Source organism: Pseudomonas sp. BNK-7, assembly GCF_048072025.1.
Classification (GTDB): Bacteria; Pseudomonadota; Gammaproteobacteria; order Pseudomonadales; family Pseudomonadaceae; genus Aquipseudomonas; species Aquipseudomonas danubii.
Genome location: NZ_CP182252.1, coordinates 3,210,594 through 3,223,577, shown reverse-complemented (window position 1 = coordinate 3,223,577; position 12,984 = coordinate 3,210,594). Strand labels below are relative to the sequence as shown.

The window sequence follows — 12,984 nt, the reverse complement described above, 5'->3', positions numbered from 1 at the left end:
TTGACCCGGCCAGACGGCCGGGTTTTTTATGCCCGCGCAATACTGCTTGAACGGGTTCAGACTTCGCTGGCGCCCAGGGCCCGAACGATCTGGCTCAGGGCTGGCGAATCACCCTGAATCCGCACCTGCAGCCCGTCAATCTCGCGACGCTCCGGATAATGCTTGCGCAGGCCGTCGAAGGCGCTGCGTTGCTGGGCGACATCATCCGCCAGGCTACGGCGAAAATCCGCATCATCACGGCGCGGGTCATACACCGCCCGGCAGATCATCGCCAGGGCCCAGGCCGGATCGGCATTGGCATTCAGGCTGACTTGCGGCACCCAGGGCGCCGGCAGCAAGGTGGCCAGGCTGACCTGTTCGGCCTGACCAAGGAAGCGGCAGTAGGCCTGGTAGATCTGCGCCGTGCCACGCTGCTTGCCATCCAGGCTGTAGCCGGCGATATGGGGCGTGGCCAGCACGCACAGGTCCGCCAGCTCGCGATCCACTGTCGGCTCCTCTTCCCAGACATCCAGCACCGCCTGCAAATCCTCACGCTGCAGCAACACTTCACGCAGTGCCTGGTTATCCACCACCGGGCCACGGGCTGCATTGATCAGCCAGGTACCTTGCTTGAGCTGGTTCAAGCGCTGGCGATCCAGCAGGTGCCAGGTGGCATGCTCGCCATGCCGAGCCAGTGGCGTGTGCAGGCTGATGACGTCGCAACGCTCGATCAATTGCTCCAGGCTGACGTAGTCGCCGCCTTCCGCTGCCTGTCGCTGCGGGTCACAGACCAGGACTTGCCAACCCAGACCGCGCAGGACCTTGATCAGGCGTCCGCCGACTTCACCAGCCCCCACCACGCCGTAACAGCGTTGAGCCAGGTCCGCCCCTTCGATCTCGGCCAGGGTCAACAGGCTGCCCAGTACATAATCCACCACGCCACGGGCATTGCAGCCCGGCGCACTGGACCAACTGATACCCGCCTGCTGGAAGTAATCCAGGTCCAGATGATCGGTGCCGATGGTGCAGGTGCCGACAAACCGCACCGGACTGCCTTCCAGCAATTGGCGATCGACTTGAGTCACCGAGCGCACCAGCAACACATCCGCCTGCTCCACGGTCGCCCGATCAATGGCACGCCCGGGGAAACGCCGGATCTCGCCGAAGCCGGCAAAGAACTCTTCGATCAGGGGAATATTTTCGTCGGCAACAATCAACATGGCTGGCTCCTCGTGCGGAGCCGCAGTGTAGGCGCAGATGACAGGCCGAGCCAGCGCGGCTTGAGGTCGAGCGCTCATTTCCCCGCGGCCGGCCATTACAAATCCACAACACTGGATTTTTTCCTGACCAGAGTGTCAACGCGTAGACTGTCGCGTCCCGCGCAACACGCCTATGGACGCTACGCCCCGTGAATTCCGTGACCGACACCCCCATCACCCCAGCCACCAGCCGCCCTGCACGGGTTGGCCGCGAACTGCACGACCTGCTGCGACTGGCCCTGCCCATCATGATTGCCCAGGTGGCCACCACCGCAATGGGCTTTGTCGATGCCGTCATGGCCGGTCGAGTCAGTCCGCGGGATCTCGCGGCCGTAGCCCTGGGCAACTCAATCTGGATTCCAGTGTTCCTGCTGATGACCGGCACCCTGCTGGCCACCACACCCAAAGTGGCCCAGCGCTTTGGTGCCGGCAAGCTGCACGAGATCAGTCCAGTGGTGCGCCAGGCCCTGTGGCTGGCGGTAGTGACGGGCCTCTCGGCCACGCTGATATTGATCAGCGCCGAACCGATACTGCACCTGATGAAGGTTGATCCGGAACTGATCAAGCCCTGCATGGGTTATCTGCACGGCATCGCCAGCGGCCTGCCGGCTGTAGCGCTGTACTACGTGCTGCGCTGCTTGAGCGACGGCCTGGGCCGCACAGTGCCGAGCATGGTCATCGGGCTTTGTGGCCTGGCCCTCAACATCCCCATCAACTACATCTTCATTTATGGCCACTTCGGTGTGCCGGCCATGGGCGGCGTCGGCTGTGGCTGGGCCACGGCGATCGTGATGTGGGCCATGATGCTGGGCATGGCCGGCTGGGTTCACTGGGCACCGGCCTATCGCAAGATCCAGCTGTTCAGCCGGTTCGACTGGCCACAATGGGCGGTGATCAAACGCCTGGTGAGTGTCGGCCTGCCCATCGGCATCGCGGTGTTCGCCGAGTCGAGCATCTTCGCGGTCATCGCCCTGTTGATCGGCAGCCTGGGTGCCACGGTAGTGGCCGGACACCAGATTGCCCTCAACGTCAGCGCCCTGATGTTCATGATCCCCTACTCCCTGGCCATGGCCGTAACGGTGCGGGTCGGCCAGTCTCTGGGCCGTCAGCAACCGCGCGACGCACGCTTCAGCGCCGGAGTCGGCATGGGCGCGGCACTGGCCTACGCCTGCCTGTCGGCAAGCCTGATGTACCTGCTGCGTGAACCCATCGCCTCGATCTACACCAACGACCCGATGGTGATCCAGGTAGCCTCGATGCTCATCGTGTACTCGGCATTGTTCCAGTTTTCCGATGGCATTCAGGTCACCGCCGCTGGCGCACTGCGCGGCTATCAGGACACTCGGGTGACCATGATCCTGACCCTGTTCGCTTACTGGGGGATTGGTTTGCCGGTGGGCTACGCCCTGGGCCTGACCGATTGGTTCGGAGCGGCCCGGGGCCCGAGCGGTCTGTGGGAGGGGTTGATTGCCGGCTTGACCTGCGCCGCGCTGATGCTGTTGATCCGCCTGACACGCAGTGCGCGCAAGCAGATCCGCATCGGCCGTTCGGCGGGTTAATCGAGCTTCTTGCGAATCCAGTAGAGGTAGGTGCCGGCCTCTTCCTGCTGCGCCACCAGTTCGTGGTCGAGGAACACGCAGAACTTGGGAATGTCGCGGCGGGTGGAAGGGTCGGTGGCGATCACCTTCAGCAGCCCGCCTGCGGGCAGGTCGCGAATGTGCTGGTGCAGCATCATCACCGGCTCGGGGCAATTAAGGCCGGTGGCGTCGAGGGTGCCGTCAACCGGCGTATCGATGATTTGACTCATGGTTCACTCCTGAAACAGGCGGCCATTGTCGCGCAATGGTGCCATCGGGTCATCAGTTGCGGGCTCCTGCGGGCGTCGCCACAACACCCCACGCCCAGGAGCCTGCTTATGTAGAAGCGGGCTCCTGCGGGGCATCCGACGCTATGACGAGGGCTACGCCGATTTGGGCTTTTTCACATCCAGGCGCCGCAGATGGCAGGTCACTTCCTCGCGGTCGTGATACAGCTGCTTGCAGCCAATCGCCACCCGAATTCCCCGCGCCTTGAAGCCCTCTTCAATCCGCTCCAGCAAACGCTTCACTTCGGCATAACGCTGCTTCATCGGCAGCTTCAGGTTGACCACGGCCTCGCGGCAATGGCCCTCGCCGATCCAGGTTTCCAGAAGTGCGGCGTTGCGCGCCGGCTTCTCGACGATGTCGCAGACCATCCAGTCCACCGGCTGTCGCGGCTTGAAGGTAAAGCCGTCCGCCATCAGGTGTTGCACCAGGCCAGTGTCCATCAGGCTTTCAGCCATAGGGCCGTTATCGACGGCGGTCACCAGCATGCCGCGATTGACCAACTGCCAGGTCCAGCCCCCTGGCGCCGCACCCAGATCGACCCCGGTCATGTCGCTGTGCAAACGCTCATCCCACTGATCCCGGGGGATGAAGTGGTGCCAGGCCTCTTCCAGTTTCAGGGTCGAACGGCTTGGCGCTTCCCGGGGGAACTTCAAGCGTGGAATGCCCATCGGCCACATGGCCGAGTTGCCGGCATCCGCCAGGCCGACAAAGACTTCACGCCCACTCTTGAAGGTCAACAGCAAGCGCGGCTTGGCGGCATCCTCCACCAGCTTGCCGGCAGCGCTCAGGGCCTTGCGCAGCGGACCTTCGAACTTTTTGCAGAAGTTCGACAATTCCTTGCCGTCATTGGTATCCACCACCTCCAGCCACAGGCTGCCGCACTGGGGAAAGCCGGCCAGGTAGGCCAGGATCACGCTAATGCGGTCGGTTTCCGGCAACTCGATGAAGCCGCCGCGGGCCCACTGCCGGGGGAAGATCAGTTCGGCAAAGCGCAGCCCCTGCATCAGGCGCTGGGCGCCATCGTCCTCGGTGCAGATGAACTCGGCGCAGGCAGTGCTGGGCTTGGCCTTGGCGTAGCCGGCGACATTCAGCCGAGCCGCGTGGTCGGCGATCTCGGAGCAGACTTCGCCCTCAAAACCGGGCCGGCAATGGATAAACAGGGTGTTCATTGAATCTCCTGGGCAAATGGCGACGAATCGATGCGCAAACCTGCCCTGTAGCAAAGCCTGTCACGAAAACCGGCGCATCATAACCGAGTTCGGAACCTTGGACTGACCCCAGGAGTCCAGTGATTAGCTATAAGCCCCAAACAGAGCTAGGTTAACCCTCTGTCCGTATCACAGGCCCGTAGCCGTGCGGGCCACAAGGAGTCATTCAATGCCATCCCTCGATAGCCTGAAAACCCTTAAAACCCTAAAAGTCGACGACAAGACTTATCACTATTTCAGCCTGCCGGACGCCGCCAAGAGCCTGGGCGATATCGACGCCCTGCCCATGTCGCTGAAAGTCCTGCTGGAAAACCTGCTGCGCTGGGAAGACGACAAGACCGTCACCGGCGCCGACCTCAAGGCCCTCGCCGCCTGGCTCAAGGAGCGTCGCTCCGACCGGGAGATCCAATACCGACCCGCTCGCGTCCTGATGCAGGACTTTACCGGTGTGCCCGCCGTGGTCGACCTGGCCGCCATGCGCGCTGCCATGGCCAAGGCCGGTGGCGATCCACAACGGATCAACCCGCTGTCCCCGGTGGATCTGGTGATCGACCACTCGGTGATGGTGGACAAGTTCGCCAGCAGTAGCGCCTTCGAACAGAACGTCGACATCGAGATGCAGCGCAACGGCGAACGCTATGCCTTCCTGCGCTGGGGCCAGAGCGCCTTCGACAACTTCAGCGTGGTGCCGCCGGGCACAGGCATCTGTCACCAGGTCAATCTGGAATACCTGGGGCGCACGGTCTGGACCAAGGACGAGGATGGCCGCACCTACGCCTTCCCCGACACCCTGGTGGGCACCGACTCCCACACCACCATGATCAACGGCCTCGGCGTGCTGGGCTGGGGCGTGGGCGGGATCGAGGCAGAAGCGGCGATGCTCGGCCAGCCGGTGTCGATGCTGATTCCGGAAGTCATCGGCTTCAAACTCACAGGCAAGCTCAAGGAAGGCATCACCGCCACCGATCTGGTGCTGACGGTGACCCAGATGCTGCGCAAGAAGGGCGTAGTGGGCAAGTTCGTCGAGTTCTATGGCGATGGCCTGGCCGACCTGCCCCTGGCAGACCGCGCCACCATTGCCAACATGGCCCCGGAATATGGCGCCACCTGCGGCTTCTTCCCAGTGGACGACATCACCCTGGATTACCTGCGCCTGTCCGGGCGCCCTGCCGAGTTGGTGAAACTGGTGGAGGCCTATAGCAAGGCCCAGGGCCTGTGGCGCCTGCCGGGCAAGGAGCCGGTGTTCACCGACAGCCTGGCCTTGGACATGGGCACCGTGGAGGCCAGTCTCGCCGGCCCCAAACGGCCACAAGACCGGGTTGCGCTGCCCAATGTGGCCCAAGCCTTCACTGACTTCCTCGACCTGCAGTTCAAGCCCACCAGCAAGGAAGAAGGTCGCCTGGAAAGCGAGGGCGGCGGCGGTGTCGCCGTGGGCAATGCCGACCTGGTGGGCGAAGCCGACTACCAGGATGCAGGCCAGACCTATCGCCTGAAAAACGGCGCGGTGGTGATCGCCGCCATCACCTCCTGCACCAACACCTCCAACCCTAGCGTGATGATGGCGGCAGGCCTGGTGGCCAAGAAAGCCGTGGAAAAGGGCCTGCAGCGCAAACCCTGGGTCAAGAGTTCGCTGGCTCCAGGCTCCAAGGTGGTGACTGACTACTATAAAGCCGCCGGACTTACGCCTTACCTGGACCAACTGGGTTTCGATCTGGTGGGCTATGGCTGCACCACCTGCATCGGCAACTCAGGTCCGCTACAGGAACCGATCGAGAAAGCCATCCAGCAAGCCGACCTCACCGTGGCTTCGGTGCTGTCGGGCAACCGCAACTTCGAAGGCCGGGTGCATCCCCTGGTCAAAACCAACTGGCTGGCTTCCCCGCCCCTGGTGGTGGCCTATGCCCTGGCCGGCACGGTACGTATCGACATCAGCAGCGAACCGCTGGGTCAAGGTAAGGATGGCCAGCCGGTGTACCTGCGGGACATCTGGCCCAGCAGCCAGGAAATCGCCGAGGCCGTGGCCCAGGTCAACACACGGATGTTCCACAAGGAATACGCCGAGGTGTTTGCCGGTGACGCCCAATGGCAAGCCATTGAAGTGCCACAGGCGGCCACTTATGTCTGGCAGGACGACTCGACCTATATCCAGCACCCTCCCTTCTTCGACGACATTGCCGGCCCCCTGCCGGAAATCAAGGACGTCAACGGTGCACGGGTGCTGGCGCTGCTGGGGGACTCGGTGACCACCGACCACATCTCTCCCGCCGGCAACATCAAGGCCGACAGCCCGGCCGGGCGCTACCTGCGGGACAAGGGCGTGGAACCGCGGGACTTCAACTCCTACGGCTCGCGTCGGGGCAATCACCAAGTGATGATGCGCGGCACCTTCGCCAACATCCGCATCCGCAACGAAATGCTCGGAGGCGAAGAAGGCGGCAATACGCTCTACATCCCCAGCGGCGAGAAAATGCCGATCTACGACGCGGCCATGAAATATCAGGCCTCGGGCACGCCGCTGGTGGTCATCGCCGGTCAGGAATACGGCACCGGCTCCAGCCGTGACTGGGCCGCCAAGGGCACCAACCTGCTGGGGGTCAAGGCGGTGATCGCCGAAAGCTTCGAGCGCATCCATCGCTCCAATCTGGTGGGCATGGGGGTCTTGCCCTTGCAGTTCAAGCTCGACCAGAACCGCAAGAGCCTGAAACTCACCGGCAAGGAGACCCTGGACATCCTCGGCCTGAGCGACGTGGAACTGACCCCGCGGATGAACCTGCCCCTGGTGATCACCCGTGAGGATGGCAGCCAGGAGAAAATCGAGGTGCTGTGCCGCATCGATACGCTGAACGAAGTCGAGTACTTCAAGTCCGGAGGGATCCTGCACTACGTGTTGCGCCAACTGATTGCATCCTGATCCACCACGAAATAAAACACCGCCTCAGGGCGGTGTTTTTCGTCGGTCTGTCGAACAAAACTCAGCTGGTTATACTTGCCGCCCGCCAAAGCTGACTCACCGGTCGCAATGGCGACTACAGATCCGCTGCTGAACAACGTTTCTGCAATACCTCTTTCTTTTGCAACAAGGATTCCACATGACCGCTTTGCCATGGATGTATCTGGCACTCCTTTCTATCGGCTACGCACTGGCCCTGAGCTACGGGCAACTGGGGCTGCTGGCCGCCCTCTCGATCTTCCTGCTGCTCTGCGCCGGATTTGCCGTACGCCAGCAACGCAGCCGCATCGGCCAATACCTGGGCCACGGCCTGTTCGTGGTGCTCGCCCTGGCTCTGGCCATGCACTGGCTGCCAGGCTTCTACAACGGCCGGGCCATCGACCCGCAGCGCTTTACCGACGACGCCGTGCCCTTCTCCATGTACCTGAATCAGGACAAACCGCTGATCGGCTTCTGGCTGCTCTTGGTCTGCCCCTGGATCGTCGGTCGGCGCTCGCTACGTCTGTCGCTCTACGCAACGGTTCTGGCCCTGACGTTGTGCGCAATCGCCGCATTGGGCGGAGCATTGCTGCTGGGAATCATCAGTTGGGCGCCGAAATGGCCGGATCAGGCCTGGTTGTGGGTGCTGAACAATCTGCTGCTGGTCACCCTGGTGGAGGAAGCGCTGTTCCGGGGTTACATCCAGGGCGGCCTGAGCCGTAAATTCAAGGCCCTTCCCTATGGTGAGAACCTGGCACTGCTGTGTGCGGCCCTGTTATTTGGCCTGGTACACCTGGGTGCTGGCTGGCAATGGACCCTACTGGCGACCATCGCCGGGGTCGGCTACGGTCTGGCCTATCGCTTTGGGGGGCTGGGTGCGGCAATTGCTACGCACTTCGGTCTCAATCTGCTGCATTTCGGCCTGTTCAGCTATCCGATGCTCGCCGGATAACCCAGCGAAAAGTTGCCCAAACCAGTACTTCAGGACAATTGACTATCAAGGAAGAAGATCAATGATTAACGCCTCGCCAACGCCATCGGAACCTCGGTGGCGCATTTTGCAAGCGACAGCTTCTGCCTAATGAGACCCAGCGCCGATTATTGAAAAATAATTTCAATAATCGGCTGAAGCGGCCGACAACCCATCAAAGCCTTGCGGATTGAAAAACCATGCGTAATAACCAGCCTGTCACTCAGCGCGAACGTACCTTCCCGGCTCAACAACGGTTGATTTCCACCACCGACGCCAAAGGCGTGATCACCTACTGCAACGATGCCTTTGTCGAGATCAGTGGGTTCTCCCGTGAAGAACTGGTTCGCGCGCCGCACAACCTGGTCCGTCACCCTGATGTCCCAGCGGCAGTGTTCGCGCACATGTGGGGCACCTTGAAACAAGGCTTGCCATGGATGGGCATCGTCAAGAACCGCTGCAAGACCGGCGACCACTACTGGGTCAACGCCTATGTGACTCCGGTGTTCGAAGGCAACCAGGTGGTGGGTTACGAATCGGTACGGGTCAAGCCCACCGCCGAACAAGTGCGCCGCGCCGAAGCGCTTTACCAGCGTATCAACTCCGGCAAGTCGGCCATTCCCAAGCGTGACAAGTGGCTACCGGTGCTGCAGGACTGGCTGCCCTTCATTCTGGTCAGCCAACTGAGCTTCATGATCGGCGCCTGGCTCAACTCCCACTGGGGCTTTGCCCTGGCTGCGGCGCTCTCGGTGCCGCTGGGCCTACTGGGCCTGAGCTGGCAGCAACGCGGCCTCAAGCGCCTGTTGCGCCTGGCCGAGCAGACCACCTCCGACCCGCTGATCGCCCAGATGTACACCGACAGCCGCGGCGCCCAGGCACGCCTGGAAATGTCGATCCTGAGCCAGGAAGCGCGCCTGAAGACCTGCCTGACCCGCCTGCAGGACACCGCCGAGCACCTCAACGAGCAGGCTCGCCAGTCCGATACCCTGGCCCACAACAGCTCCAGCGGCCTGGAACGTCAGCGGGTAGAGACCGAGCAAGTGGCCACCGCAGTCAACCAGATGGCTGCCACCACCCAGGAAGTGGCCAGCCACGTGCAACGCACCGCCGACGCCACCCAGGAAGCCAATCGCCTCACCGGTCGTGGCCGGGACATCGCCGGGGAAACCCGTGAAGCCATCCAGCGCCTGTCGGTGGTGGTGGGCGAAACCGGCCTGACCGTGACCCAGCTGGCCAAGGACAGCGACGAGATCGGCGGCGTGGTGGACGTGATCAAGGGCATCGCCGACCAGACCAACCTGCTGGCCTTGAACGCGGCCATCGAAGCGGCACGCGCCGGGGAAATGGGCCGCGGCTTTGCCGTGGTCGCCGATGAAGTGCGCCAGCTGGCGCAACGCACCAGCGAGTCCACCGGGCAGATCCACACCCTGATCGCCAAGCTGCAACAAACCGCCGCCACCGCCGTGCAAACCATGGACGCCGGTCACCGTCAGGCCGAAGAAGGCGTGGCGCGAGTGCTGGAAGCCGACCAGGCGCTGGTGGGCATCAGTGAAGCGGTGGCCAACATCACCGACATGACCACCCAGATCGCTGCCGCCACCGAAGAGCAAAGCTCGGTGGCCGAAGAGATCAGCCGCAACATCAGCACCATCGCGCAACTGGCGGACCAGACTTCGGAGCAGGCCCAGCACTCGGCCGAACTCAGCGAAGCCCTGACCCGCACCGCCCACACCCAGTACTCGCTGGTGGAGCGTTTCAACCGCTAAGCTCCCGGGCCGGCGACAAAAAAACCGCAAGCACCGGCTTGCGGTTTTTTTATGCCTGCGAACTCGCCCAACAGCCGCAGGAGCGAGCTTGCTCGCGACAGATCTACGCCGCGATACCAATTCGAGGGCCGGGTGAGCGCTTCGCGAGCAAGCTCGCACCTACAGGATCAGGCCAGTGTTTGCAGGAACGCAGCGACCTTGGTCGCCGCAGACTCTAGGTGCTGCTCATGGGTGCAACCGGAGGCCTTCAGGGGCTTGAGATCGTGATCAGCGGCCGCCAGCCAATACAGCTCGATACTCGGTGCCAGTGAGTAGGCTTCGACCGCCTGGCGATTGCCCAGGGCGTCACGCTCGCCCTGCACGATCAGGCTCGGCGTCGCCAACTCGGCCAAGTGTGCCACCCGCGGCTTCTCAGGCTTGCCGGTGGCATAGAAGGGATAGCCCAGGCACACCAGGGCATCGGCAGCCAATTCATCGGCCAGCAAACTGGCCATGCGTCCGCCCATGGACTTGCCGCCCACCGCCAGAACCCCAGTGACATAAGGTCGCACCAAGGCATACACCTCGCGCCAGCACTCCAGGAGTTTGGGTGCCGGGTTGGGCGGGCGCTTGCCGCCATCCAGGCGCCGCTGGGCCATGTAGGGAAACTCGAAGCGCAAGACGTTCACCCCATGCCCGGCAAGGCGTACAGCGATGTCGTTCATGAAGCCGCTGTCCATCGGCGCGCCGGCACCATGGGCCAGGATCAGGGTCGGAGCCTGCAACGGGCTGGCAACAGCGGCGACCTCCCATAACCAGCCCCGTTTCCGCACGCACTGCGCCCATTGATCCCCGTCAATACTGGCCTTGTGCTCATTGCTCATGCTTGCCTCGCTTTTAGTCTGCCTATAACTCCAGACGAAGTGAGCGCGCCTTGCCGTGCGCAGTCGCTTTCACTTCAGCTGAACCGTGGATGGGGAACCATGAACACTTCTATCAGTACCGCCTACAACTACAAGGTGGTCCGCCAATTCGCCATTATGACGGTGGTGTGGGGCATCGTCGGCATGGGGCTCGGGGTTTTTCTCGCTGCCCAGTTGGTCTGGCCTGAACTCAACTTCGACCTACCGTGGACCAGCTTCGGCCGTCTACGTCCGTTGCACACCAACGCGGTGATCTTCGCCTTTGGCGGCTGCGCACTGTTTGCCAGCTCGTTCTACTCGGTGCAACGCACCTGTCAGACTCAGTTGTTCGCGCCGAAAATCGCCGCGTTCTGCTTCTGGGGCTGGCAGCTGGTCATCCTCTTGGCGGCTATCAGCCTGCCACTGGGCTACACCAGCTCCAAGGAATACGCCGAACTGGAATGGCCGATCGATATCCTGATCACCATTGTCTGGGTGGCCTACGCCATCGTGTTCTTCGGCACCCTGATGCAGCGCAAGACCAAGCACATCTATGTGGGTAACTGGTTCTTCGGCGCCTTCATCATCACCGTGGCCATCCTGCACATCGTCAACAACCTGGAACTGCCGGTCAGCTTCACCAAGTCCTACTCGGTGTATGCCGGTGCGACCGATGCGATGGTGCAATGGTGGTACGGCCACAACGCCGTGGGCTTCTTCCTGACCGCGGGCTTCCTGGGGATGATGTACTACTTCGTACCCAAGCAGGCCGAGCGTCCGGTGTACTCCTACCGCTTGTCCATCGTGCACTTCTGGGCATTGATCACCCTGTACATCTGGGCCGGTCCGCACCACTTGCACTACACCGCGCTGCCGGACTGGGCTCAGTCGCTGGGCATGGTGATGTCGCTGGTACTGCTGGCGCCAAGCTGGGGCGGCATGATCAACGGCATGATGACCCTCTCGGGCGCCTGGCATAAGCTGCGCAGCGACCCGATCCTGCGCTTCCTGGTGGTGTCCCTGGCGTTCTACGGCATGTCGACCTTCGAAGGTCCGATGATGGCGATCAAGACCGTCAACGCCCTGTCCCACTACACCGACTGGACCATCGGCCACGTTCACGCCGGCGCTCTGGGCTGGGTGGCGATGATCTCCATCGGCGCGCTGTACCACCTGATCCCGAAAGTCTTCGGTCGCGAGCAGATGTACAGCACCGGCCTGATCAACACCCACTTCTGGCTGGCCACCATCGGTACCGTGCTCTACATCGCCTCGATGTGGGTCAACGGTATCGCCCAGGGCCTGATGTGGCGTGCAGTCAACGAAGACGGCACCCTCACCTACTCCTTCGTCGAAACCCTGGTGGCCAGCCACCCAGGCTTCATCGTGCGACTGGTCGGTGGTGCGATCTTCCTCAGCGGCATGTTCCTGATGGCCTACAACACCTGGCGCACCGTGCGTGCCGCCGTGCCAGCCGAAGTCAACGCCGCTGCGCAGATGGCCTGAGGAGTCCGCCATGAAACACGAAACGATTGAAAAAAACGTCGGCCTGCTGATGCTGCTGATGGTCTTCGCGGTGAGCATCGGCGGTCTGACCCAGATCGTCCCGCTGTTCTTCCAGGACGTCACCAACAAGCCGGTGGAAGGCATGAAGCCCTACACCGCCCTGCAACTGGAAGGCCGCGACATCTACATCCGCGAAGGCTGCGTACAGTGCCATTCGCAGATGATCCGTCCGTTCCGCGCTGAAACCGAACGTTACGGTCACTACTCGGTGGCTGGTGAAAGCGTCTGGGACCACCCGTTCCTGTGGGGCTCCAAGCGTACCGGTCCGGACCTGGCCCGTGTCGGCGGCCGCTACTCCGATGACTGGCACCGTGCGCACTTGTACAACCCGCGCAACGTTGTGCCCGAGTCGAAGATGCCGGCCTACCCGTGGCTGGTGACAGCAGCGGTGGACAGCAGCCATACCGAAACCAAGCTCAAGGTCATGCGCACCCTCGGCGTGCCCTATACCGACGACGACATCGCCGGGGCCACCGCCTCGCTCAAGGGCAAGACCGAGATGGACGCCCTGGTGTCCTACCTGCAAGTGCTTGGCACTGCGATCAAGAGCAAGAGGTGAGC

Annotated in this window: 10 protein-coding genes; 6 read left to right on the top strand and 4 right to left on the bottom strand. The window is 62.5% G+C overall.

From position 1 onward, the window contains the following. Nucleotides 1–56 precede the first annotated feature (56 nt). The gene (gene pdxB, locus ACMGF8_RS15030) at nucleotides 57–1,199 is read right to left on the bottom strand and encodes a 4-phosphoerythronate dehydrogenase PdxB (RefSeq protein WP_250329359.1); all 1,143 of its coding nucleotides are present in this window, start codon (nucleotides 1,197–1,199) and stop codon (nucleotides 57–59) included. 188 nt (nucleotides 1,200–1,387) lie between these two features. On the opposite strand from pdxB, the gene ACMGF8_RS15025 reads away from it, so the two are divergent. Next, entirely contained in the window at nucleotides 1,388–2,797 is a 1,410-nt protein-coding gene (locus ACMGF8_RS15025) for an MATE family efflux transporter (RefSeq protein WP_115581955.1), read from the top strand. On the opposite strand, the gene tusA is transcribed toward ACMGF8_RS15025, so the two are convergent. Next, nucleotides 2,794–3,045 (bottom strand): sulfurtransferase TusA, encoded by a 252-nt coding sequence (gene tusA / locus ACMGF8_RS15020; protein WP_047302965.1) that lies wholly within the window; start codon nucleotides 3,043–3,045, stop codon nucleotides 2,794–2,796. The two genes, ACMGF8_RS15025 and tusA, sit on opposite strands and share 4 nt — an antisense overlap. A 153-nt stretch (nucleotides 3,046–3,198) precedes the next feature. After that, nucleotides 3,199–4,272, bottom strand: coding sequence for a 23S rRNA (cytidine(2498)-2'-O)-methyltransferase RlmM (gene rlmM, locus ACMGF8_RS15015; protein ID WP_102863789.1), 1,074 nt, complete (start codon nucleotides 4,270–4,272; stop codon nucleotides 3,199–3,201). A gap of 208 nt (nucleotides 4,273–4,480) precedes the next feature. Between rlmM and acnA the strand changes: the two genes are divergently transcribed. The 3 genes from acnA (at nucleotide 4,481) to ACMGF8_RS15000 (ending at nucleotide 9,976) form a co-directional block, all read left to right on the top strand. Then, nucleotides 4,481–7,222, top strand: coding sequence for an aconitate hydratase AcnA (gene acnA / locus ACMGF8_RS15010; protein WP_110596938.1), 2,742 nt, complete (start codon nucleotides 4,481–4,483; stop codon nucleotides 7,220–7,222). A 178-nt stretch (nucleotides 7,223–7,400) separates the two neighbouring features. Continuing rightward, nucleotides 7,401–8,192 carry a CPBP family intramembrane glutamic endopeptidase gene (locus tag ACMGF8_RS15005; protein ID WP_110652567.1) on the top strand — a complete coding sequence of 264 codons (792 nt, stop codon included), beginning with the start codon at nucleotides 7,401–7,403 and terminating at the stop codon, nucleotides 8,190–8,192. A gap of 218 nt (nucleotides 8,193–8,410) precedes the next feature. After that, nucleotides 8,411–9,976: a methyl-accepting chemotaxis protein gene (locus ACMGF8_RS15000; protein ID WP_102863792.1), complete on the top strand. Its 1,566-nt coding sequence runs from the start codon at nucleotides 8,411–8,413 to the stop codon at nucleotides 9,974–9,976. A gap of 167 nt (nucleotides 9,977–10,143) precedes the next feature. Here the strand turns inward: ACMGF8_RS15000 and ACMGF8_RS14995 are convergent, their stop codons facing one another. After that, nucleotides 10,144–10,839, bottom strand: coding sequence for an alpha/beta family hydrolase (locus ACMGF8_RS14995; RefSeq protein WP_416760086.1), 696 nt, complete (start codon nucleotides 10,837–10,839; stop codon nucleotides 10,144–10,146). A gap of 99 nt (nucleotides 10,840–10,938) precedes the next feature. Between ACMGF8_RS14995 and ccoN the strand changes: the two genes are divergently transcribed. Next, nucleotides 10,939–12,363: a cytochrome-c oxidase, cbb3-type subunit I gene (gene ccoN / locus ACMGF8_RS14990; RefSeq protein WP_092316610.1), complete on the top strand. Its 1,425-nt coding sequence runs from the start codon at nucleotides 10,939–10,941 to the stop codon at nucleotides 12,361–12,363. 10 nt (nucleotides 12,364–12,373) lie between these two features. Further along, nucleotides 12,374–12,982, top strand: coding sequence for a cytochrome-c oxidase, cbb3-type subunit II (gene ccoO / locus ACMGF8_RS14985; RefSeq protein ID WP_102863795.1), 609 nt, complete (start codon nucleotides 12,374–12,376; stop codon nucleotides 12,980–12,982). Nucleotides 12,983–12,984 lie beyond the last annotated feature (2 nt).

What these genes read in the sequence shown, in the direction of transcription:
- pdxB (WP_250329359.1), bottom strand. Translation starts at nt 1,199, where the DNA reads ATGTTGATTGTTGCCGACGAAAATATTCCCCTGATCGAAGAGTTCTTT.
- tusA (WP_047302965.1), bottom strand. Translation starts at nt 3,045, where the DNA reads ATGAGTCAAATCATCGATACGCCGGTTGACGGCACCCTCGACGCCACC.
- rlmM (WP_102863789.1), bottom strand. Translation starts at nt 4,272, where the DNA reads ATGAACACCCTGTTTATCCATTGCCGGCCCGGTTTTGAGGGCGAAGTC.
- acnA (WP_110596938.1), top strand. Translation starts at nt 4,481, where the DNA reads ATGCCATCCCTCGATAGCCTGAAAACCCTTAAAACCCTAAAAGTCGAC.
- ACMGF8_RS15005 (WP_110652567.1), top strand. Translation starts at nt 7,401, where the DNA reads ATGACCGCTTTGCCATGGATGTATCTGGCACTCCTTTCTATCGGCTAC.
- ACMGF8_RS15000 (WP_102863792.1), top strand. Translation starts at nt 8,411, where the DNA reads ATGCGTAATAACCAGCCTGTCACTCAGCGCGAACGTACCTTCCCGGCT.
- ACMGF8_RS14995 (WP_416760086.1), bottom strand. Translation starts at nt 10,839, where the DNA reads ATGAGCAATGAGCACAAGGCCAGTATTGACGGGGATCAATGGGCGCAG.
- ccoN (WP_092316610.1), top strand. Translation starts at nt 10,939, where the DNA reads ATGAACACTTCTATCAGTACCGCCTACAACTACAAGGTGGTCCGCCAA.
- ccoO (WP_102863795.1), top strand. Translation starts at nt 12,374, where the DNA reads ATGAAACACGAAACGATTGAAAAAAACGTCGGCCTGCTGATGCTGCTG.